The sequence below is a fragment of the Methanoculleus marisnigri JR1 genome (genome assembly GCF_000015825.1).
GTDB classification, from domain to species: domain Archaea; phylum Halobacteriota; class Methanomicrobia; order Methanomicrobiales; family Methanoculleaceae; genus Methanoculleus; species Methanoculleus marisnigri.
On sequence record NC_009051.1, the window covers coordinates 2,367,209 to 2,388,451 of the forward strand.

At 59.6% G+C, this 21,243-nt stretch carries 18 protein-coding genes; 9 read left to right on the plus strand and 9 right to left on the minus strand.

The features are described 5' to 3' along the window. Positions 1-58: 58 nt before the first annotated feature. Positions 59-1,291 (minus strand): BaiN/RdsA family NAD(P)/FAD-dependent oxidoreductase, encoded by a 1,233-nt coding sequence (locus MEMAR_RS11780; protein WP_011845219.1) that lies wholly within the window; start codon positions 1,289-1,291, stop codon positions 59-61. A 102-nt stretch (positions 1,292-1,393) separates the two neighbouring features. Between MEMAR_RS11780 and MEMAR_RS11785 the strand changes: the two genes are divergently transcribed. After that, complete coding sequence (locus MEMAR_RS11785; protein WP_011845220.1) at positions 1,394-2,452, plus strand: DUF2341 domain-containing protein; 1,059 nt, start codon at positions 1,394-1,396, stop codon at positions 2,450-2,452. A 536-nt stretch (positions 2,453-2,988) separates the two neighbouring features. After that, entirely contained in the window at positions 2,989-4,074 is a 1,086-nt protein-coding gene (locus MEMAR_RS11790) for a lipopolysaccharide biosynthesis protein (RefSeq protein ID WP_143706412.1), read from the plus strand. Between the two features lie 62 nt (positions 4,075-4,136). Here the strand turns inward: MEMAR_RS11790 and MEMAR_RS11795 are convergent, their stop codons facing one another. The 7 genes from MEMAR_RS11795 to MEMAR_RS11825 all read right to left on the minus strand — a co-directional run bounded on the left by MEMAR_RS11795 (position 4,137) and on the right by MEMAR_RS11825 (position 13,109). Then, complete coding sequence (locus MEMAR_RS11795; RefSeq protein ID WP_048063867.1) at positions 4,137-5,687, minus strand: hypothetical protein; 1,551 nt, start codon at positions 5,685-5,687, stop codon at positions 4,137-4,139. A gap of 94 nt (positions 5,688-5,781) precedes the next feature. Then, a complete protein-coding gene (locus tag MEMAR_RS11800) occupies positions 5,782-6,930 on the minus strand; it encodes a glycosyltransferase (protein WP_011845223.1) in 1,149 nt (382 codons plus the stop codon). 9 nt (positions 6,931-6,939) lie between these two features. Further along, on the minus strand, positions 6,940-8,127 hold the full coding sequence (locus MEMAR_RS11805; RefSeq protein ID WP_011845224.1) for a polysaccharide pyruvyl transferase family protein: 1,188 nt from the start codon (positions 8,125-8,127) through the stop codon (positions 6,940-6,942). A gap of 21 nt (positions 8,128-8,148) precedes the next feature. After that, complete coding sequence (locus MEMAR_RS11810) at positions 8,149-9,621, minus strand: B12-binding domain-containing radical SAM protein (RefSeq protein WP_011845225.1); 1,473 nt, start codon at positions 9,619-9,621, stop codon at positions 8,149-8,151. Positions 9,622-9,623: 2 nt separating this feature from the next. Then, positions 9,624-10,811 carry a glycosyltransferase gene (locus tag MEMAR_RS11815; RefSeq protein WP_011845226.1) on the minus strand — a complete coding sequence of 396 codons (1,188 nt, stop codon included), beginning with the start codon at positions 10,809-10,811 and terminating at the stop codon, positions 9,624-9,626. A 62-nt stretch (positions 10,812-10,873) separates the two neighbouring features. After that, entirely contained in the window at positions 10,874-12,001 is a 1,128-nt protein-coding gene (gene wecB / locus MEMAR_RS11820; protein ID WP_011845227.1) for a non-hydrolyzing UDP-N-acetylglucosamine 2-epimerase, read from the minus strand. Positions 12,002-12,014: 13 nt separating this feature from the next. Further along, on the minus strand, positions 12,015-13,109 hold the full coding sequence (locus tag MEMAR_RS11825) for a glycosyltransferase family 2 protein (RefSeq protein WP_245526611.1): 1,095 nt from the start codon (positions 13,107-13,109) through the stop codon (positions 12,015-12,017). A 1,247-nt stretch (positions 13,110-14,356) separates the two neighbouring features. Here MEMAR_RS11825 and MEMAR_RS11830 point away from each other — a divergent pair. From MEMAR_RS11830 to MEMAR_RS11860, 7 genes are read left to right on the plus strand one after another with little or no spacing between them, the layout of a single operon-like run. Continuing rightward, on the plus strand, positions 14,357-14,623 hold the full coding sequence (locus MEMAR_RS11830; RefSeq protein ID WP_011845230.1) for a hypothetical protein: 267 nt from the start codon (positions 14,357-14,359) through the stop codon (positions 14,621-14,623). Continuing rightward, the gene (locus MEMAR_RS11835; RefSeq protein WP_011845231.1) at positions 14,620-16,218 is read left to right on the plus strand and encodes a carboxypeptidase-like regulatory domain-containing protein; all 1,599 of its coding nucleotides are present in this window, start codon (positions 14,620-14,622) and stop codon (positions 16,216-16,218) included. Before MEMAR_RS11830 ends, MEMAR_RS11835 begins: the two co-directional genes overlap by 4 nt. Next, positions 16,202-17,026 (plus strand): DUF4350 domain-containing protein, encoded by an 825-nt coding sequence (locus MEMAR_RS11840; protein WP_245526612.1) that lies wholly within the window; start codon positions 16,202-16,204, stop codon positions 17,024-17,026. Before MEMAR_RS11835 ends, MEMAR_RS11840 begins: the two co-directional genes overlap by 17 nt. Then, positions 17,019-17,993: an AAA family ATPase gene (locus MEMAR_RS11845; RefSeq protein ID WP_011845233.1), complete on the plus strand. Its 975-nt coding sequence runs from the start codon at positions 17,019-17,021 to the stop codon at positions 17,991-17,993. The genes MEMAR_RS11840 and MEMAR_RS11845 overlap by 8 nt, the downstream gene beginning before the upstream one ends. A gap of 2 nt (positions 17,994-17,995) precedes the next feature. After that, entirely contained in the window at positions 17,996-19,243 is a 1,248-nt protein-coding gene (locus MEMAR_RS11850) for a DUF58 domain-containing protein (protein ID WP_011845234.1), read from the plus strand. Beyond that, positions 19,243-19,539, plus strand: coding sequence for a hypothetical protein (locus MEMAR_RS11855; RefSeq protein ID WP_011845235.1), 297 nt, complete (start codon positions 19,243-19,245; stop codon positions 19,537-19,539). The genes MEMAR_RS11850 and MEMAR_RS11855 overlap by 1 nt, the downstream gene beginning before the upstream one ends. Next, on the plus strand, positions 19,536-20,321 hold the full coding sequence (locus MEMAR_RS11860) for a hypothetical protein (protein ID WP_011845236.1): 786 nt from the start codon (positions 19,536-19,538) through the stop codon (positions 20,319-20,321). The genes MEMAR_RS11855 and MEMAR_RS11860 overlap by 4 nt, the downstream gene beginning before the upstream one ends. On the opposite strand, the gene MEMAR_RS11865 is transcribed toward MEMAR_RS11860, so the two are convergent. Then, positions 20,275-21,243 (minus strand): DUF1616 domain-containing protein, encoded by a 969-nt coding sequence (locus tag MEMAR_RS11865; protein ID WP_011845237.1) that lies wholly within the window; start codon positions 21,241-21,243, stop codon positions 20,275-20,277. The two genes, MEMAR_RS11860 and MEMAR_RS11865, sit on opposite strands and share 47 nt — an antisense overlap.

Here is a 21,243-nt window from a genome sequence, read left to right on the forward strand (position 1 = left end):
CACCCCGCGAGAGATGGATCTTATGATGTACGGTTGAGAGAACCGGGGGTCCCGGAGGTCACCGGGAAGCGTAAACGCCGGCGATATGCCCTGCGGCAAGCGCTGCCGTGGAGAAGGCGGCCTGGAGATTATAGCCGCCGGTGTCGCCGTCGATATCGAGTGTCTCGCCGATGCAGTAGAGGTTTTCGACGATCTTTGACGCCATCGTTTTTTTGTTGATTCCCTCGAGAGCGACCCCGCCCCGCGTCGCCATCGCTTCGTTGAACCCGCCGAGCCTCTCCACCCGGAACGGGTACTCCGCGAGGGATGCGGCGAGCGCGTTCCGGGAATTTTTCCGGAGCTGGGCGCAGGTCTCTCCCGCCGGAATCCCGGCGAGGTCGAGCAGCCGCCGGACGAACCGTTCGGGGAGGGCGAGATCGCAGAGCACGGTCTTTACCTGCCGGGCCCCGCCCGCCGCAATCGCGTCGGCGAGATGCTTTCGCACCTCCTCCGCGCTCGCCCCGGGGAGGAACGTGACCCGGAGTTCGTCGCGGGGGCGGATGGAGCGGGAGAGATCGAGAATACCCGGGCCCGAGAGCCCGGTGTGCGTCAGCAAAAGATCGCCGGCGTGCCGCCCGACCCGCTTTCCGTCGCGGTAGACGGCCAGGGTGAGGTTCTGAAAGGAGATCCCGGCAAGGTCGGCGAACGGGTAGTCCTCGACGTAGACCGGGGCAAGCGCCGGGGCGACCTCCGTTGTCGGCTGCCCGAGCGCCCGGGCGAAGGCGTAGCCATCACCGGTCGAGCCGGTGGCGGGGTAAGAGGCCCCGCCGGTGGCGAGGACGAGGACGCCGGTCCGGACGGCCGCCGTCGCCGTCCGGACGATGAACCCGTCGCCGTCGCGTTCGACGGCAAGGACAGGGTCGTTGCACCGTATCTCCACCCCACGGGCGGCGCACTCCGCGAGGAGGACGGCGAGGACATCGGCGGACTTCCGGGTCGCCGGGAAGACCTTACCCCCGGGCTCGGTTTCCATCCGAAGGCCGCGGTCGGCAAAAAACGCAATGAGATCCCGGTTCGTGAAGTTCATGAGCGCCGGCCGGAGGAACGCCCCGTGATCGCCGTAATGGGAGAGGAAGTCAGCGATATCGCCGTCGTGGGTGATGTTACACTGCCCCGACCCGGCAATGAGGAGTTTCCTCCCCGCTACGGGCTTCTTCTCGAAGAGGACGACGTTTTTCCCGGCTTCTATCGCCTGCAGGGCGCAGAAGAGCCCGGCAGGGCCTCCCCCGATGATCGCGATGATCTCGTTCACGGCATTAACCGGTGTACCGTGCTCTTCCACGAAGCATCAGCGTTGGGGTGCGGCAGCCGCTAGTTGCATATAGAAGCGGGTTCCCACGGGGGGCGGATTACCATGGATGCCATCTGGATTGTTCTCGTCGGAGGGGGCGCCGCTCTGCTCCTCGCGGCCGTTGCCGGGGCTGCTGCAGAGCTCCCGGACGCCGCCGTCCCCGTTACGGATACACCCGCGGACGTGACCCCGCACTACTGGTTGGGCGGCGATACCCCCGGGGTCTTCACCCACCACCGGACGGTGTCGATCGACAACCCCTCCGACGTCGATGGTCTTGCGGTCCTCTTCAACGCAACCCACCTTCCCGGGATGCGGCCGGACTTCGCCGACATTCGCTTTACGGAAAGAGACGGGACGCCTATCCCCTACTGGATCGAGAACGCGAGCGCCGGCTCCCATGCCCGCATCTGGCTCGCCCTCCCGGCGAACGCGACGGCGGTCACGATGCTTTATAGCAACCCAGAGGCCCGGGACGCCGGCGATCCCGACGCGGTCTTCCTCTTCTTCGAGGACTACGAGAGAGGCGGCCTCTCGCGGTGGTCGTTCTGCGGTTCGAACGCCGGGATTCAGTCCGACGTTGTCCGAGACGGTGCATACGCCGGGGATATCAACGTCTCCGAGCCGGATCTCCCGGAGTTTTCCAACAACCGGATATGCCTTGCAGACATCTCCGCGGGCCCGATGGTCATCGAGGGGGACTTCCAGGTCAGCGAGTTCGGGAGATGGTGCGGTTCGGGCTACATCCAGGCCTGGAACGGGACCAACCGGCTCTACGCCCTCCACCTCCGGAACGGCTCCGTGCAGCACTACGACGGCGATCACCGGAACTTCTCCGCCGATGCCCGGGCCGAGACCGATACCTGGTACCACGTCAGGGTCGTCCTGGATACGCCGAACGCCACCGAACACGCCTGGATGGACGGCGAGTACCTGGGGAGCGCCCCCATGCGGTTCTCCGACGGGTCACCGGTGCCGAAGGATACGGTCTTTGACGACTTCGCCCTGATCGGGTCTTCGGCGTGGTACTCCGGCAATCCGCACCACTTCTACGCCGACAACGTCGTCGTCAGGAAGTACGAGCCCGCCCCGCCGGTGCTCTCCTACGCGGACGACGCATAGGGGACAGAAGGCTGCGGCAGACCCATATCCAGGAAAAGTATACAAGGCCTGCATATGGCGCCCCACCATCGCCCTCGGCGGGGTCGCGGTCCGAGAATGTCACCCCGGGGTGCATCGACCTTTCGCTCCGGCTGGTCGTCGACAACCCTGGAATCTATCGGAGCCGGAATATGAGTACAGGCTACTTCCAAGTTATTGTCTCACAAAGTGGCTGAGGAGGGATGCATCGCTCCTAGCGGGGACATCCTGGGATCATCGTCTCGGTCATAACGTTATATTGATTTAAGACTAGCAGTATAGAGGAACAATCAATAAAAAATAGGGGCACCGCCCCCGCGGAATGGCAAATCATGGTTCATATTATAGCACAACTAAGGGATCTCCATAATTTGTTCAGACATCCCTTGTATCTGAATTCATTTTATATTTTACTTACATATCTATCAAGTGCGTTTTTTGGGTTCATTTTTTGGATCGCTGCCGCGAAGATGTATACCCCACAAGAAGTCGGGATCGCTACAGCTCTGATCTCCTCTATGAGTCTGATCGTTCTCCTAGCAAAAGTGGGTTTGGACTTCTCGATCATCCGGTATTTTCCTGCGCGGGATAAGAGCGTAGTATACAGCACATCTATAGTCATCACGACACTATTTTCCCTGATCTTCGGGTTGATCTTCATCCTCGGAGCGGATCTCTTCTCGCCGGAATTAAAAGACATTTATACCCTTGAATCAGCAGGATTGCTGTTCATATTCATCATTGCAAATGCAACAGCCAACTTAGCGGGAATCGCATTTGTAGCGCTTCGGCGTTCAGAATACTATTTGCTTCAGAACCTTCTTGCAGGGTCGAAAATTCTCTTCCTATTCCCACTGGCGTACCTTGGAGCGTTCGGGATCTTTGGTTCCGTTGGTATTTCGTTCATACTCACCGCCGTATTCTCGTCGTTGCTGATCGCGAAGTCCGGCATAAAGCACTCGTTCCGTGTGGATAGGGAATTTATAGCAGGATCTTTTCACTTCTCATTGGGAAACTATCTTGTCGGGCTCTTTCAGACCGCCCCAAACTTGGTCCTGCCAATCATGGTGTTAAACATCCTCGGAGCTGATGCGGCCGCGTATTATTATATTGCATTTTCCGTCGCCTTCATTCTGTTCATCGTCCCAAACGCAATCAGCACATCACTGTTTGTCGAAGGCAGCAATGGTGAATCCTTGCGACAGAGCACGATCCGATCCTCGATCGCGATCTACGCGCTGCTCATTCCTGCAGTGGTAATCCTATATTTCTCCGGGGATATCATCCTGGGGCTCATCGGAAAAGAGTATGCAGCGAACGGGTTTGAGCTCTTCCGGGTGATGATCTTCACGAGCCTCGTCCTGCCCGTGACCTACATCTACTCCGCGGTGAAGCGCGTCCAGAACGGGGTGCGCGATCTGGTACTGCTGAACGGGGTTGTTTTCGCGTCGCTGATACTTCTTGCCCAGACCTGTACGACGGCGTACGGGATCGTCGGGATCGGCTACGCCTGGGTGATCAGCTACGCCGTCGGTGTTCTTTTGATCGGTCTGGGCACACTCTGGGAGCGGATTGCAACGGCCGGTACCGGATCGCACGTCTAGTGAGGCGCGTCCATGCATGGGAGGAAGTACCTCCTCACAGATCCGAAGAGCAGCAAACCAATTTATGCATACCTGCTTACACAGCCGATGTCACCGGAAGAGTATATTTTATTCAGAAGAGGATTCTCGTCGAGGGTGCTCCGGTAGTTGGACCAGGAGTTGAACGTCACCCAACTCTCGGCGGAAAAGTAGGTCAGCCGATAGTTGATGATGAAAACATCGTCTGGATTTTTCAGCCCTTCATCATCATGCAGCAAGAGCAACGCCATCTGGTCTTCAGAGAACGTCCGGGGGTAGTACCTATCGACCAGCTCCGTCTTCTTCATCCCGGCCGCTATAAGGCCTCCGGTAAATACGTCCGTATACAGAGACCCCTCTACACTTGGGTCATCGTAAGGGGCTTTCTCTACATACCAGTCGGCGGGAACAGTGACGTATCCGAAGCTGTTGTAGTCCCGAATCCCCCGGTACTGATCTTCATATGACATCATCGTAATGTAGCCGTTCAACGCCAGCAGGACGAGCAGGGAGGCTACAACAAGGTGCCGATGCATCGTTGAGCCTCTCGCTATACTGTATAGCAAGAGGTAACCGATCAACCCCGAGTATACAAGGTACTCAAAGACGGACAGCCCCAGGAGATTATAAATGCCAAATACGCTGATACCAGCGAGGATAAACCCAAAAGTGACTTTTTCACCGTTCGAAAGTTCCTCGCCCCGGTAGAATTTATATGCGAGGTACAGCGTGGTCACCAGTACGCTGAGCAGTAGCAGTGCCAGCCAGACGGTCAGGGCATTCCGCACGCCCGCAGGGTATGTGAAGTAGTATGCGTCGAATGGCGTTGCATTCGGGTTGTAAAACGAAAGAATTAGTTTATCCAAGCCCGAGAACGGCGATTCCGAGGCTTCCTGCAGTCGGGGGATGAAACCCTGGTATAGGATCTGATTAAAGGCAAAGGTGAACACTATCGAGAAGAGGGCCAGTTTCGTAAGGCCCGGGCGGAAGCGAGACTCACCCCTCCACCGGAAGTTATACAGCCAGTCGACGACCAGAACGCCAACTACGAGAACAACACTGAAGAATACCAGTTTGTACGAGATGTAGTTCAGACTGAACACGATCAAAATGATGAGTATCGATAACGCCTGCCGTTTTTCGAGAGCGAGCGACTTTAAGTAGAGCAAAAGAGTCAAGCACAGAGTTATTGCCAGTACAAACCCCAACCCGTGGCAATAATACATGAAATAACTTTTGTTCCCATACTTCGAGACGAACACCAGCATAGCCAGAATGAGGGCGAGGGCAGAGTAAGATCTCCGGCCGACGACCCCTCTCAGCAGCGCGATAGAGACGATGATGACCGCAACTGCTTGGAGCGGCAACGTCGGCAACGCTTCATAGGGCAGGGAAGCCAACTCGGCTATCATGACTCCAAAGACGTAGTAGCCCGCATTCTGATAGTCCGGCTCTATATGCCCGCTCATACCAACGGATATTGCCTTTCCCACATGCCAGAAGTCGAAGTTGTCGGATACGACAGGGTAGTAGAAGAGATTAAAGAACGATAGGAAGACGCACAACACAATGATTGAGACGTAAGTGATTCTCATTGAGGAAAAAGAACTGTTTTCCATACTCTACCTGGCCATCACAGGATCATTCCATGCCAACGACGAACACCTGTCTGTAGAATCAAGTCATATGTCAGGAGCCGGAGTACCGGCGGGCATATATGACCTCTAAATCCGCACAGATCCTCTCCCAGTTGAACTTCTCGGACACGAGGCTCCTGCAATTCTCGCGGAACTGCGACGTCCGCACATCTTGGCTCAGTATACGTGCCATGGCTTCGCTCACTTCAGTCACAGAATACGCCGTCGAGAACCCCGCGACGCCATCGATCCAATCCAGGTAGTCTCCCGCATTGGTCGTGACGATCGGGAGCCCGCAGGCGCACGACTCCGCAAACGTTATCGGAAACCCGTAGAATTTGGGCGTCACGAAGACGTCGCTGTCAATGAACGCCGCATACTTCTCCCGCTCCGGCACAAGCCCGGTAAACCGGACCTTCTCTTCGATACCCAGGTCGGTGATCTGTCTCTGCAGATCAGACTCGAACCCGCCATCGGGCCCAACGAGCACAAGCCGTGCGTCCTCTATACGCGGCGCCAGATCTGCGAACGCCTCGACGAGGAGGTCAATCCCCTTGCTCTTATGCAGTCGCCCCAGGTAAAGGACGACCTTCGCATCGGGTTCGATCCCGTACTTCCGCCGGAACTCACCCCGACCGGGTAAGTCCTTGAACCGCTCCAAGTCGACCCCGTTCGGCAGCACGTGAACCTTCTCCCCGGCAACCCCGAGCCGCCGGTGCGCGTCGGCCTCGCTCTGCGAGAGCGCGATGAAGGCCGAAGCGCTCGCAAGCAGCCTGCTCCCCCACACCTGGTCGTAGAGCCACTTGATCCCCTTCCGTTCCACAATCCGCATGATCGACCCGTGCGCCTGGAGGACGATAGGAACGTCGTTCTTGGTGGCCTGGCTCATGACCACGGAGTTCTGGTAAGAGCGCGCCCCGTTCAGATGCACGACGTCGTATTCGCCGATATGCGTTCTGCACCAAGCCTTCAGGCTGGGAGAGGGGATGTAAAGGCAGTAGTTGAAGAGGTGCTCGAACGGGATGACCTCGACACCGATCTCCTTGATCGTCGCCGCGTAGTCCGCATCGAAGAGGTAGTCGGTCGTCGCAATTGTCACATCGTGCCCGCGCAGGGCGAGGTGCTTGGAGAGGTTGTAGGCTACGTCGACGCCACCACCGAGGCTCGGGTTGAATCGTGGAATGACCTGCAGTACCTTCATGACCAAGACCTACCCAATCAACTCGGCAACGAGCCTCGCGTTGAGGAGAGTTCTCTCGCGGAGTACCTCTGCTGCCTGCCGTTGTTTCGCCGCATAGAGCGCTCTGTTCTCCCAGACCGTCTCGAAGTTCTTGCAGAACTGTCCAGCAAAGGTCTCGGTACCCAGATCCTCGACATCAAGGTAGAAGCCCTCAAGGCCGACCAACTCCAGATAACTCTTCACCTTACCGCAGTAGGAGATCGGGACGACTGGCACCCCCATCATGGTGGCGAGGATCAGCGAGTGGAGGCGCATCCCCACCAGGACATCGGCACGGGACAGCGCCGCGAAGACCGCGGTGAAGTGGGGGTTGTACTCCAAGACATCTGCCTTTTCCGACGAGGGCATGAGGTCCCGGATGGCCGCATAGCCTTCGCGGTCCACCTTTACCGTCGGGACGAGCAGCATCCTCTGATCGTGTTCGCGGACAATGGACTCGAAGATCCCGGCCAAACTCTCTCTCCGATCCCGAAGATCCTGTGCTGCCTCAACCGCGTTCCGGGAGAGATCTGAATCGTGCAGCCAGTTGTAGGCAGTACTCGCGATGTAACGGTCGCCGTTGGTTATGTTCAGTGACGTGAGATAGGTGCCGATCACCGTCGGATCGGGCACCTCGATCCCGAACGCCGGGTCCGCGGTGCGGATGACGTCCCGGACGCCGCATCTTTCGAGAACCTCCTTCGACATCGAGTCGCGGACGGTCACGAGGTCGGCCTCGTTCAGGATGGAACTGCACAACTTCCGGCCGAGGTGGGTATCGATGGGGCCTGCACCGATGCCATAGATAACCGTCTTCTTCCCGTATCTCTGCGCCAGTCTGACGAGGGAGAGGAGGGCGGGAAGATAGTAGACCCTTAAGTCCTGCAGAAGGGAGCCCCCGCCGAGGATGAATATATCGCAGTTTCTGATCTCCCGCTGGATGGCCGCAAGCTCCCCTTCGAGGATCGTCCTTCCGATGAACCTCAGAACTCCCTTCTTGAAGGACTGCCGCACGGGCCTGACGTTGTGCAGCGTCCGGGTCTCCTCCAAGTTGTTTGTTATGACCGAGACGTGCGGATCGTCGATGTACTTCCTCAACGAGGTCACCATCCCGGCGAGTATCGCTTCGTCACCGATATTGCCGAGCCCATAGTAGCCCGCTATGAGAACATTCGTCATCGTCATCCCTCTCAACAGCCCTCATACGCTCCGAATCGCCTGGCGCTTCTCTGCACCGAGGTATTCGAGGAACACTTTTGCAGACATGAGCATGATCTTCAATTCGTGAAGACCATGCCTCCGCAAGATGTTGCTCAACGCGACGGGCACGAACGATGGGTTTAGATAGTACTCTTTGAGCGCCCTGTTGACGTAGTGCTCGATATCGACCTTGGTGAAATCAGGATACGAAAGGATGCATTTCTGGTAACCACTCTGATCAATACTCTCCTCAAGGTTGTCAACCAGCAGGTACCCATTCTCTTTGGCCCAGTCGTAGAACTTCGTTCCAGGTATCGGGGTTGCCACAGCCACCTGAAGAATATTTGGCTTTAGTTCTCTGATGAACTTAAGCGTCTGCTCTGCGGTCTCGTTTGTCTCACCGGGAAGGCCGATAATGAAGTCACCATGAATCATCAACTTGGCTCTCTTTGCATCCCTGGTGAACGCTCTCATCTGCTGGGTACCCACACCCTTCCTGATGGTCTTCAGGATCTCATCATTCCCAGACTCATACCCCACGATCAAGAGCCTGCAACCGGCGCTCTTCATCTCTTGCAATGTTGAGTAATCAAGGGTAGCCCGGGCATTGCAGGACCAGGTAATATCTAGTTTTCGTTCTTTTATTTTCCTGCAAACATCGAGAACCAGATTTTTGTTTATGGTATACGTATCGTCCTCGATGAAGATCTCTTTGACTTCCGGAAGATTCTGACAGATATATTCGAACTCGTCAACGATGTTGTCAGCTGTTCTTGAGCGGTATTTCCTCCCCATCAAATTCTCAGGCCAAGAACAGAACGTACAGTGAAACGGGCACCCTCTCCCCGTGAAGATCTGGACTTCCGGGTAGAGAGTCTGGCTCAAATAGTAATCCTTGATGTTCAGGTGCCTCTTATAGACAGACGATACAAAGGGTATCCGGTCAAGATCCTCGGAAGTAGTGTACTCTCTGATGGGGTTGTGAGCGATCTGCCCGTTCTCTTTATACGAGATGCCGTGAACGTTCTTTAGTGGCAGACCCCGCCCCACAGCTCTGGCAACATCAAGCAACGTAAAATCATATTCATAGAGAGCAAGGATATCTACCCCCCCATTGCCAAGGATCTTCTCCGGGAACCGTGCTGTCGGGGGACCGACCATAACTGTCGTTGCACCGCACGCTTCCTTGAGTTTCTGCGTAACGCCGATGTCATTTCCAAGGCTGGAAAAGTTTGTCTCAACGACGACCAGATCAGGCTGAAACTGCTTCACATCGTTGATAATATCGGCTGTGTGTAACTGACTCGCTGGTGCATCGACCAGTTTTACCGCGTGCTCCGTCTCCAGTAACCCGGTTGCATATGCAAGCCACTTCGGATAATCAAGGCCGCCACTGCGGGCTGCAGCACCCTGCCATCTGCCGCACCGGACAAAATTTTCAACGAACGGTGGATTGAGCATGTATATTTTCATAACTAGCACCCCGCTTTAATCAAAATACGATCTAATTTCTTTGCGATGGCGGCCCACTGATACTCATCCGCGACGATGCGGCTACCCTCTGCTCCCAACCTGCTACATAACTTGGGGTCCTGATACAGTTCCATGATCCCCTGTACATACTCGTTGACATCGGAGACAAACCGAACCGTCTGACCGAAGCCTTTCTCGATAGCATCTACGTGAGTGGAAATGACCGGTATGCCGCACGCCATGTATTCAAACAATTTCAGGGGGAGTGAGTTGTTTGAAACGTTATCCTGTTTGAACGGAATCACGCCCACATTCATACACGATATGTATTCAGGTACCTGAGAGTACGGAACCGTGCCGGTGAAGACAGTATGTTCCTGTATCCCCAGGTCTCTTGCCATCTCGACAGTTTTATCATAACCTGCGCCTCCACCGACAATAAGTAACTTGACATTGCTCTTCGAGGCTAACTCTCTGATCGCAATGAAAAGCGGCTCCAGATCCAGCCACTCTCTGAGGACACCAACATGACCAACAACGAATGAATCTTCAAGGCCGTATTTCTCTTTGATATGGCCACAAGGCCGGGGCGAAAATAATTCGATATCAACTCCGTTCGGTAGCAGCTCCCACTTCTCGCACGGAATGTCATAGGTTTGGCAGAGTGATTCCGTTGTTATCGTGACTCTCTCTGAAGTACGGATACTCCAGTTCAGGATCGCTTTCCCGACCCAGCCGCAAGTAGACCTCATAAATGAGGGAATTTGGGGAGACGTCCGGACCATTTCCGGCAGATCGTCAGCGATGTCGTATACCGTCGGGATTCCGCGGGAGTGGGTAGATCTTCCAACTGCATACCCAGAAACCATGCCATTGTAATTGAAATGCACATCGTAGTCCGATATCCCGATCTTATCAAGGGTGCCTCCCACAGTTGCAACCGATAGAGCTTCCTGGACGACCGGGCTTACCTGCCTATCGGTTAGGTAAAAAAGATCGATGTTCTCAAAGAGATCCTTAAAGCTCTGATTGTAGTTTTCTGCCGTCCGGTCCCACCTGGCTTTCCAGCAGTCGTTTACACTTAAGACGGAAATGTCATGATCGCGTGAAAGGTACTTCAAAAACTGGTGGAGCCTGCTGTTATGGACAGAGTTTTTAAGATCGATGATCGATGAAACCAGGATTTTCATTATAATCTCCCTTGACGGCGCTTATTCGTGTTTGAAATCCGGAAAGATTGACGAGGACATGTCTAGACCTGGTCGATGCAGCTCGGTGTATTGGATTTGATCGGTACCTTCCTCATTCCAGGCAAACCCCCGCAAATCGTAACAATCATCCTGCCCGCCATACCGTCCCCAAAGGGGTTCTCCCAGGTCCCTGTTCGGGAGAGCATCTGCCCGACAGATGTCAGAATCTTACCGGCCCCCGTCCCGGCCAGGACGTTCGCCCCCACCTCGATCGTCTCGGGGCGCTCGGTGTTCTCCCGGAGGGTGACACAGGGCACCCCCAGGATGCAGGTCTCCTCCTGGACGCCGCCGGAGTCCGTCATGACGAGGCGGGCGTTGGACTCGATCTGCAGGAATTCGAGGAAACCGATGGGGTTCATAACGGATACCCCGTCCAGGGACATTCCGAACTGCTCGACCATCTTCCGGGTACGGGGGTGCATCGGGAAGATGACGGGGAGCGAGTACTCCCGGTGGACTGCCTCCAGCCCCGTGATGATGTTCCGGAGGTTTTCGGGATTGTCGACGTTCTCCTGCCGGTGGGAGGTAACAAGGAAGTACTCACGGGGCTCCAGTCCAAGAGTATCGAGGATGTTTGCTCTCTTCTTCGAGATCTCCCTGTTCTGGAAGACCGCGTCGACAATAGTGTTCCCGGTCCTGCAGATCTTGTTCTCCTCGATCCCCTCGTTCAGGAGGTAGCGTCGTGCATTCTCCGTGGGGACGAAGAGGTAATCGGAGATGTGGTCCGCGACCACCCGGTTGATCTCTTCGGGCATCGTCCGGTCGAAGCTCCGGAGGCCGGCCTCGACGTGGCCGACCCGGATGTGGAGTTTCGCGGCAGCGAGGGCCCCGGCCATGACAGTGTTGGTGTCGCCCTGGACGAGGACGATATCGGGCTTCTCCTGCATGAGGACCTTCTCGATGCCGGTCAGGATCTTCCCGGTTTGTTCGGCCTGAGTCCCGGATCCGACATCGAGGTTGTACTTCGGCTCGGGCAGTTCGAGATCCTCGAAGAACGCCCAGTCCATCTCATAGGAATAGTGCTGCCCGGAGTGGAGGATGAAGTAGTCGAGGTTTCGTGCTTCGCATTCCCGGATGATCGGGGACATCTTGACGATCTCCGGTCGGGTTCCAAGTACAACCGCAATCATTCGCAGATCCTCCCTAGTGGGAGCTCCCCTGCTCAGCCTTTCCGGCCCCCTTTCCAACTGCGGTTCCGACCGCGGGAGCGATTACTGCTCCCCCGCCCCCCTGCATCAACTGCACGAGCGAGTACAGGGCGACCCCCATCGTCGCGAGCAGGAGCCCCAGGATCAGCATGGAGAACCCGCCGGTGAAGACTATGTAGTGGAACTGGGCGGTGCGGTAGTACTCGGAGAACGTGTAGATCTCCGCAATAATCCCGATAAACACAAAGAGCGCCCCGGGAATCCCGAAGAGGAGGAGCGGTCGGCGGAGACTGATGAGCCGCACAATGTTCATCAGCACCCCGACACCGTGGGAGATCGGGTTCGCGCTTGAGGTCCCTTCGATGTCGTAGCGCACCTTGATCGGTACCTCGGCGACCTTCAGGCGGTGGTCGCTGATCTGGATCAGGATCTCCGAGCCCGCGCTCATCCCCTCGCCGCTGATTCGGATCGCCTCGATCGCTTTCCTCCCATAGGCCCGAAAACCGCTCTGGGAGTCGGTGATCGCGAGGTTGTTTCCGGCCATCGTGGTCACGGTATCGAGGACCTTCATCCCGACCTTACGGTAGGCCGGGATCTTGCCTGCAGAGCCCTCGACGAACCGGGAGCCGATGACGACATCGTTCCCCTTTCGGAGTTCGGCGAGGAGCCGGGGTATGTCCCGGGGGTTGTGCTGGCCATCGGAGTCGATGATGACGAGCTCCTCCGCGCCGAGGTCGCAGGCGGCGGCAAAGATCGACTGGAGCGCCCCCCCGTAACCCTTGTTGGTCTCGTGCCGGACTACGCGTGCCCCAAGGGCCTCCGCAATCGGGACGGTGTCGTCCGTCGAACCGTCGTCGACAACGAGGACGGCACTGGCATACTGTCCGGCACCGATGACGGTCTTTGCTATATACGCCTCCTCGTTGTAGGCCGGCATGGCGACGAGGGTTCGGATGCTGCCGGCCTGTTTCCGGGATTGTTTTCCGGAGGCGTGGCCTGCGTTTTTCCCGAAGGGGAAAGTTGCCCTTCCCCCGTTATCGCCGTATTCGAGGACCGTATCCACACCACCCGCTACAGGGGTGGCACTCATGCGGCCGGTCACCGTGATCCCCCCGCAGATGTGGTGAACCGACCCTGTCCTCGTGATCTCCTGCAGCCGGGTCCCCGGAGCCTGCGGCTCACCGGGAGTCCGGTGACCTGCCGCTCGTTGCGCACCGACTCTGCAACGTGTGTCGCATGGGTGCTTCCTCTTCGCGAGAGGTGTTTGAAGTTAACCGACTCTGTCATAGGCCATCCGGGGATACGGGCCTCTCTGAGGGGACCGGACAGTCGCAGGACTCCAGACATGGGCCCGTACCGATATAGGTGAATACCCGGGCCTTATTAAAAAATTTTTCGATCCTTCCCCAGGAGTCGCCGTTGATTTAGAGGTACGGGATCCGCCCTATAGATAAAAGAAGCTCATAAAACGATTTACACAATTTGTAAATATAAGCAGATCCGGAACATACAGTATAAATATATTTCCAAATCATTCGAGGACATACCCGTAGCCGATTCGAATAAAATTACCTCTAAGGGAACGTTCGCGGAAAATTGTTTCGTTTGCCCTGTCTCGACGGGGCTCTCTGCAGGGATGGCCCGGAAGATAGATGTATAACTGTTATAACCCGAAAACTCGGGTCAACAACGATTTTTAGCCGCGGAGCGACGATGAGGGCGGTCCGGTTCATGACCCGGCGGCAGGTTGGCCGGAACCGGCAACCCGGCGGACCCGCCGGATCCCCCCGTGGGAGCGGAATACGGATTTGCGGGGTTTGATGAGTATGCGCGCCACCGAATCGGCGCCAATCTGAGATGAGACCAATATCCAACGATTTTCGGAATGTCCCCGGTGCGGGGAGCCCCCGAGCCCGCGGCATGCCCGTCATCGCCTGCGAGCGGGAGATCGTACCGGCTCGCTCCCTGCATGCCGGGGTCTGTAGGTTCCCCTGTCGTTCGGAGCCGCACCTTCTCCAGAACCCGTGAGTTAAAAAAAGCGTTCCCGATTCTCATACGCTCCGGTGGGAGAACACAGGAGGCCTGAACCCTTTTTTACGCAAGGCCGGGAGTGCTCTGGCTGGCTCCCGGGGTTGAACTGCCGCGCTCTCCGGCTCGGGCCGGGCAGAAAGATCAGAGGGTTCGCTGCCGCGATTCCGGGAAGCCTGTTTATCCCCGGCGTACGGGGTGGAGGGCAGTGGAGGACCGACGATATTGTCCGGGACGCACCGGCCCGCACGCATCCGGGACAACAACAATTCAATACCATTATTTGCCGCAGTGAGAATGTAAGGTTCGATGGCGGGTACAAAGAAGTACTCTGCGGTGGCCGTACTCGCAGCCTGGCTCATGGTCGTGGCCTTCTTCATGGTCCTGAACCGTACGCTCGACCTCGAGGTCTTCTTCGCCCTCTCCCTCATCGGCCTCCTCGTCGTCGCGGTCCTGATCGATGGGGCCTTCTCGCGCCCGCGTTACATGCGCTACCTCGGGTACCTCATCGCCGCCGAGGTCGCCCTCTTCGCCTACATCATCACAGAGAAAATCCTGGAGATCCTTGCTGCATGAAAACCTGGACATCGCATGCCATCCTCGCGGTCGCCACCGTCGCGACCCTTCTCCTCCTCGCGGGAGAAGCGACCGCTCCGGTCCTCTACACTGCGGCAAACATCTCGACCGCTGCCCACGCCGACCCCACAACGATCGAGAAACGATCCCCGGGCGACGCCGCCGCCGCCGTCCCGCTGATGGACGACCTCCTCGGCGAGACCGGAACCCTCGCTCTCACGATCCGGCTCAAGGACTACGAGAGCGCCGAGCGCGACCTCGCCCGCTACAGCGAACTGTCGGCCCGGTTCGACCGGCTTGTCGTCACCCTGGACGTCTCCGGCACCGATATCGGCGAATTCCAGCGGAACAACCGACAGAACCTTGCCTCCCTTGAGACACTCCTCAACGACACCCGGCGGTTCGACGACTTACAAAGGCTTGAGATCGAAGTCCGGGGAGACGACGACCAGCACATGGCCGTCGTCTACGAGGGCGAGGCCCTCCGGCAGAAGATGCGGGAGGGGTTTGCCGCCTACGCGGATCGCGAGGCCACGATGACCGGGATAGCCGGACACTACAACATCAATGCCACCCCGTATAAGAAGAGCATCGAAGACTTCGCGGTGATCGCCGACGCAGCGGACGACTGGCAGGCGGGGACCAGGGTGGATACAAAGTCTCCCCTCGACATCGCGGTCGCCCCGGGCGAGGGGCGCTACGGGGACCTCCTCACGATCACCGGGACTTACACCGGCGGTCTCCCGGGGGCCTCCATCGAGATCTACGTCGATAGCCGGATCGCAGGTAACGTCAGCCTCGACGAGAGCGGTAACTACATCTACCCCTACCGGATCGACCGGCTCCTCGCCGGGCCACACCTCGCCTATGCGACCGCAGGTGCGGTCTACTCAGATATCGCGACGTTCCGGGTCCACCCGGGCGATACCGCCATCACCCTTGCCCTTGCAGAGGTGAACCGGACGGCATTCGCCTGTACCGGGAATCTCACGACCGGGGGAGATCGGCCGGTCGCGGGCGCCCCCGTCCTCCTCCGGATCGACGAGACAACCCTGGTCAACACGGAGACCGATCGAAACGGCACGTATGCCCGGGACATCGTCCTCCCCGCCGGGGAACATACCGTCCGTGCTGAGTTCCACCCTGCAGGATACCCCCTGAACGCCTCCGAAAGCCCGATGGAGACGACCGTCGTCCGTGGAGAAGACCTCTCCCCCCTCCCGTTCGCCGCGGCAGTCGGCGCCGTGCTCGGTACCGGCTGGTACCTCAGGCGCCGGTATCGTGCGACGGAGGAGAATCCTGCCGTGGAGCCGCCTGACATCGTGGTGGAGGACGAGGCCGTCAAGACCCCGCCGCAGGTGGAGATCGCGGGGCTTCCTCCCCGCGAGGCCGCGACCATCCTCTTTTGCGCCTTCCGTACCCGGCTCGGCCTCCCCGAGACGAAGACCCCGCGCGATTGCACCCGACTCTGCCCGGCTCATGCCGGATTCTTCGAGCGCTACGAGCGGATCCGGTACGCGGGAGAGATCCCGTCGGAGGAGGAACTTCACGCGATGGAGGGAGAAACTCTCGGGAGTGATGAAGGTGCGGCGTGAGGTTTGGGCGGTCATCCTCATCCTTCTCCTCGCCGGTGCCGCGGCGTACGTCCACGTCACCACCACCGCCGAAGAGTACAGCCGCTACAACATCGGCTGGAACGGCACCTCGGGCTTTGCCGGGGAGGAGCTCTCCGACCTCCGGGACCTCGGGCAGCACCCGGAGGAGACGCTTCTCATCCTCGCGCCTGGGACGGAGTTCACGGCCGACGAGGTGGGGTACTGCCGGGCGTTCCTTGATGCAGGCGGGCGGATTGTCGTTGCTGACGAGGAGGGGGCGGCAAACCGATTCCTCACCGATCTCGGGAGCACGATGAGAGTTCGGCCCGGAAACCTCGCGAGCCTTGAGAGGGATCACATCGACCCGGGCCTCTTCACCACCAGGGTCGTCGGGAACGCAAGTCTCTTTGCCGGGGCCGAGACTGTCCTGGTCAATCGCCCGGCGGCGGTCGAAGGCGGCGACCCGGTCCTCGAGACCTCGGTCCTCACCTGGGACGACGCGGACGGCGACGGCCGACCCGGTGCCCGGGAAACCTTCGGGACCATGGTCGTCTGCGCACAGGAGGGCAACCTCACCGTCCTCGGTGACCCGAGTCTCTTCATCAATGCCATGCTCGGCGAAAACCCGCGGTTCATTGAGAACCTTCAGCCGGCCCTCATCGACGGCGTCCACAGCAGGACCGGCACTAAAAACCCAATCATCAACATGGTCATATGGCTACAGAAGACGCCGCCGGCAGCGGCTGCAATTGTCGGCCTGGCCATCCTGCCGGTTGCCTACCGGTTCGGGAGGAAGGAAGATGAGTGACGAAAACCTGAGAGAGCGTATCGGAACAATTGCCAGAACTTACGAAGACATCAGACAGATCACCCAGCAGGTGGTGGTCGGGAATGCGACCCTCATCGAGGAGATCTTCATCAGCATGATCAGCGGCGGCCACCTTCTCATCGAAGGTGTTCCGGGAACGGCCAAGACCACCATCTGCAAGATCGTTGCCCGCCTGATAGATTACGAGTTTCGGCGGGTCCAGGGGGCCGTAGACATCCAGCCCGCCGACATCATCGGAGTCCGGGTCTACGACCGGAACAGGAGTGAGTTTGTCCTCCAGAGAGGCCCGATCTTCACGAACTTCCTGATGGTCGACGAGATGAACCGCCTGACCCCCAAGACCCAGAGCGCCCTCCTCGAGGCGATGAGCGAGCGCCAGGTGACGATCGACGGGACGACATACCTGCTCCCCGACCCCTACTTCGTCATCGCCACCCAGAACCCACACGAGGCCGAAGGGACCTTCCCGCTCATCGAGGCGCAGCGCGACCGGTTCATGTTCAGCACCGTCCTCACCCATCTCGACCCGAAGGACGAACTCGAGGTCCTCCGGCGGGAGTGCTCCGGGGAACTGGACTGGGGTGTCTACCGGGACCGGATCACGCCCATCCTCGGCCCCGCAGAGATAAAGACCATGGCCGCGACCATCCGGGAGATCCGGGTCGACGAGACGGTCCTCGGCTACATGCGCGACCTCGTACTCGCCACACGTGCCCACAGCGATATCCGACTCGGTGCGAGTTCCCGTGCGTCCATCGCTCTCTTCCGGGGTTCGACGGTACGTGCGGCCCTGAACGGCCGGACCTACGTCATCCCCGACGACGCCCGGGCTCTGGCCCTCCCGGTCCTCCGGCACCGCATCCTCCTCACCCGCGAGGCGTTGATCACGGGGGTCACGCCGGAGGCGGTCGTCAGCGAGATCGTCGAGAGCGTCGGGGTGTCCTAGATATGATCCGGCCGACCCGCACGAGCGTGGGAATTGCGGCCCTCGCGCTCGCACTCACCGTCGTCGCCCTTCTCCTTTTGATGCCGGCTGCAGCTCTCGCCGCCGGCTCTCTCGCTCTCTTCCTCCTCTGGCGGGGCTGGCGGTTCGAGTGCGACCTCATGTCTGCAGTCGCCTCTCTTGCCGTCGACCGCGAGGTCGACCGGACGATCCTCCGGCAGGGGGCGACCGTGAACGTCAGGGTGCAGGTTACCCTTGCCGTCCCGACCGGGATGGAGGTCAGGGTGCGCGACCTCCCGCCGGCGATCGCGGCTGGTGAAGGCGCCCTCTGCGACCCCGGGCGAACCGCGGCCTACACCTTCCGACCCATGGCCCCCGGCGAGACAGCGTTTTGCGGAGTCGTCCTCGAGGCGAGCGACGCTTTCTTCTCGCGGGATCTCGTCTGCCGCCGGTTCGGTGCCCCGCATCTCCGGGTCTTCCCTGCAGGAGCCACGGAAACCGGCCGGGGTAAGGGTTCCAGCGGCGGGGACGCCGAGGTGGACCGGCAAGCGGAACTTTCCGGCCAGAGCGTACGCGGGTTCCGGCCCTACCAAACAGGCGACGATCCGGGGCTGATCGACTGGAAACTCTCTGCGCGGCGCAACGCACCCTACATACGCCAGTTGACCGCCCTTGAAGGCGGCACGCCCCTCATCGTCGTCGACCTCCCGGCCCGGATCGAGGATGATCCGGAGGGCTTCGCCCGCTTCTCGATGGCCGCCTGCAGCGCGGTCGAGGGTGCGATCGATTCCCATGACGGCTGTTCCCTCATGGTCGTCGCCGGCGGAGAGATTGTCAGGTACCTTCCCCTGACACAGGATCTCCGGGAAGCGCTCGCTGTTCTCGGCGGGCTTGCCCCGGTCGAGCCCCGCACTCCTCTTTACCGGGCGCCGGGACCCGCCGTCCTCGCAGCCCGGGTCCATCGTTCCGGTGCAAAGGGCAGCCCGGGGGAAAGGACATACGGGGAGAGGCTCGGCGGCGTCCTTTCGGCGTTTGCAGCAGAAAGCCCGGCGCCTTTCACGGCGGCGGTGCGGTCGGCGCTCGGCCGGGCGGGGACCACGGAGGCCTGGATCTACTCCCTCCTCCCGGCCGGAGACATGAGTCACCTCATCCAGATTACCTATGAGGCGAAGGTCCGGGGGATGCGGGTCGTCCTGAAGGCTCCCTCCGGCGCTGGTACAATTCCCGGAATCGATGCCGTGGAGGCGCTCTGATGGAGGTCGATCGTCGATTTCTCCTCCTCTGCGCGGGTGAAGTGCTGGTCGTTGCCGCGGGCAACCTTCTTCTTTTAACGCTCTTCCTCCAGGCGCTTGTCCTCGGTGCATTCCTCGAAGACCGGCGGGGCTACCCGATCTTCGTCTTCGGAGTGAGTCTGATCGGTGTCGTCCTCGCCGTCAGCGGCACCGTTTTCCTCCCCCTTCTCGCTCTCGCAGCCGCCCTCGGGTGCGGCTACGTTGTCCTCGCCCTCCGGGACTACCGACTCGTCCGGTGGGCGGGAGGTGAGACATGATTGTAAACAGCCCCTATCGGGCGGCCTTCCTCCTCATCGTCGCGGCCGCAGCCCTCCTCGCCCTTGCGACCGGGACGGGCCGGGGTGACCTCACCACCGCGACCCTCGTCCTCGCAGGCACGGGGTGCTTCATAGCCGGGGTTTTTCTTCTCGCGCTTCACAAAGGCGAGCCCCTCGACCCCGAGATCACAGCTCTCCTCCCCGTCCAGGGGACGATCGGGATCGCCACCCTCTGCGCGGACCTCGGGGTCCAGGGAGACGCCTGGTTCGTTCCGGAGGGGGAAGCGGTCATCGAGATCGTTCCGGTCGCGACCAGCCTCCCGGCGGCGGCCGATGACGACTACTCCTACATCACCGGTGAGGGCGGATGCGCCGTCCGGCTCGTCCCGACATGCGCCCCGCTCCTCGCGCGGCTCCGGGAGAAGCACGCTCTCGAGATCCCCAAAGAGGAGGAGGACCTCCTCGCCTGCATCACCGAGGTCTGCGACGACCTCCTCGAGATTGCAGGCAAGACCGGGGCCGTGAAAGACCGCGCAAACATCGTCGTCACCCTCGCCGGCTACCGGCTCGTGCCCGGATGCCGGGCGGTCCGGGCGGCATCCCCGAAGTGCTGCACCATGGTCGGCTGCCCGGTCTGCAGCCTGCTTGCCTCGATCGCCGCCCTTGGGACCGGAGCCCCGACAAAGATCGAGCACGCCGCCGTCGATGAAAATAGGGGAGTACTCCGGGTTATTCTCACCGGACCCGCACCCAGAGATGCAGGTCCCGGTAACTCGCGTTGATCCGGTCCTGCTCCGTGACCCCCTCCCCCGGCACCGTCTCGTTGAAGAGCAGGAACTCGATCCGGTTGTATTCCGGCGAAGAGACGGAGAAATTCCAGATGACCTCTTCTGTCTCGTTGTGCGGGACCGTGATCGCGAACCGATCGAGCGGCACGGTCGCGTGAATCGTAGACGTATTCGTCACGGGATCGAAAGTCCGGTTCATGGCGAGCACCTCGACCGTGTAGGGAACCTCCCGATGCTCGTGGTTTCCGACCCCGACGATCAGCGTCTGCGTCGAGCCTGCCGGGAAGTCAGTCGGGTAGTCTGCGGCCTTCCCACCCGGGCCGAGGATGTAGAACTCGGTAAAGTGTTCTCCCTCCTTCGGCACCGCGACGACGTAGACCGTCGTCGCGAGTGCCGTCACGATCGAGACCACGAGGAGAACGGAGAGCCCCCGGTCGAGCCGGGATGCCGCGGGGTCATATAACTCAGCCCACGCCCCGCCGATCATCTCCCTCGCCGGAACCGCAAAACGCTCGTCGGCCGGGAGAAGGAGCCGCCGGTACCAGGCGATCAGGGTCATCGCGAGGGTGAAGAGGGTCAGCGATACAAGGATCGGGTCGAGCCGGATCCCCCAGGGGGTGTAGTTCAATGCAAACCCGATCAGGGGGGATACGGCGATCGAGAGCCCGAACGAGAGGGCGACCCGCTCGATCCCGTCGAGATCCCCGCGCGCCGGGAAGAGCGCGGCGATCAGGGCGTAGCCGGGGATGAAGAGAACCATCGTCACGCCGAGGAGAATCCGGAGAAAACTCTCGTTCAGCACCGGGACGTAGACGCAGGCAAGGGCCGCGACCGTGACGGCAACGACCGTAAGGAGGTCACCGGGACGGTACCCGGCGATCTCGAGGAACAGGGGGTTCTGGTCTTTCGTAGTCAT

Coding starts and splice junctions, on each gene's coding strand:
- MEMAR_RS11785 (WP_011845220.1), top strand. CDS start 1,394: ATGGATGCCATCTGGATTGTTCTCGTCGGAGGGGGCGCCGCTCTGCTC.
- MEMAR_RS11790 (WP_143706412.1), top strand. CDS start 2,989: ATGAGTCTGATCGTTCTCCTAGCAAAAGTGGGTTTGGACTTCTCGATC.
- MEMAR_RS11795 (WP_048063867.1), bottom strand. CDS start 5,687: ATGAGAATCACTTACGTCTCAATCATTGTGTTGTGCGTCTTCCTATCG.
- MEMAR_RS11800 (WP_011845223.1), bottom strand. CDS start 6,930: ATGAAGGTACTGCAGGTCATTCCACGATTCAACCCGAGCCTCGGTGGT.
- MEMAR_RS11805 (WP_011845224.1), bottom strand. CDS start 8,127: ATGACGAATGTTCTCATAGCGGGCTACTATGGGCTCGGCAATATCGGT.
- MEMAR_RS11810 (WP_011845225.1), bottom strand. CDS start 9,621: ATGAAAATATACATGCTCAATCCACCGTTCGTTGAAAATTTTGTCCGG.
- MEMAR_RS11815 (WP_011845226.1), bottom strand. CDS start 10,811: ATGAAAATCCTGGTTTCATCGATCATCGATCTTAAAAACTCTGTCCAT.
- wecB (WP_011845227.1), bottom strand. CDS start 12,001: ATGATTGCGGTTGTACTTGGAACCCGACCGGAGATCGTCAAGATGTCC.
- MEMAR_RS11825 (WP_245526611.1), bottom strand. CDS start 13,109: ATGAGTGCCACCCCTGTAGCGGGTGGTGTGGATACGGTCCTCGAATAC.
- MEMAR_RS11830 (WP_011845230.1), top strand. CDS start 14,357: ATGGCGGGTACAAAGAAGTACTCTGCGGTGGCCGTACTCGCAGCCTGG.
- MEMAR_RS11835 (WP_011845231.1), top strand. CDS start 14,620: ATGAAAACCTGGACATCGCATGCCATCCTCGCGGTCGCCACCGTCGCG.
- MEMAR_RS11840 (WP_245526612.1), top strand. CDS start 16,202: ATGAAGGTGCGGCGTGAGGTTTGGGCGGTCATCCTCATCCTTCTCCTC.
- MEMAR_RS11845 (WP_011845233.1), top strand. CDS start 17,019: ATGAGTGACGAAAACCTGAGAGAGCGTATCGGAACAATTGCCAGAACT.
- MEMAR_RS11850 (WP_011845234.1), top strand. CDS start 17,996: ATGATCCGGCCGACCCGCACGAGCGTGGGAATTGCGGCCCTCGCGCTC.
- MEMAR_RS11855 (WP_011845235.1), top strand. CDS start 19,243: ATGGAGGTCGATCGTCGATTTCTCCTCCTCTGCGCGGGTGAAGTGCTG.
- MEMAR_RS11860 (WP_011845236.1), top strand. CDS start 19,536: ATGATTGTAAACAGCCCCTATCGGGCGGCCTTCCTCCTCATCGTCGCG.
- MEMAR_RS11865 (WP_011845237.1), bottom strand. CDS start 21,243: ATGACTACGAAAGACCAGAACCCCCTGTTCCTCGAGATCGCCGGGTAC.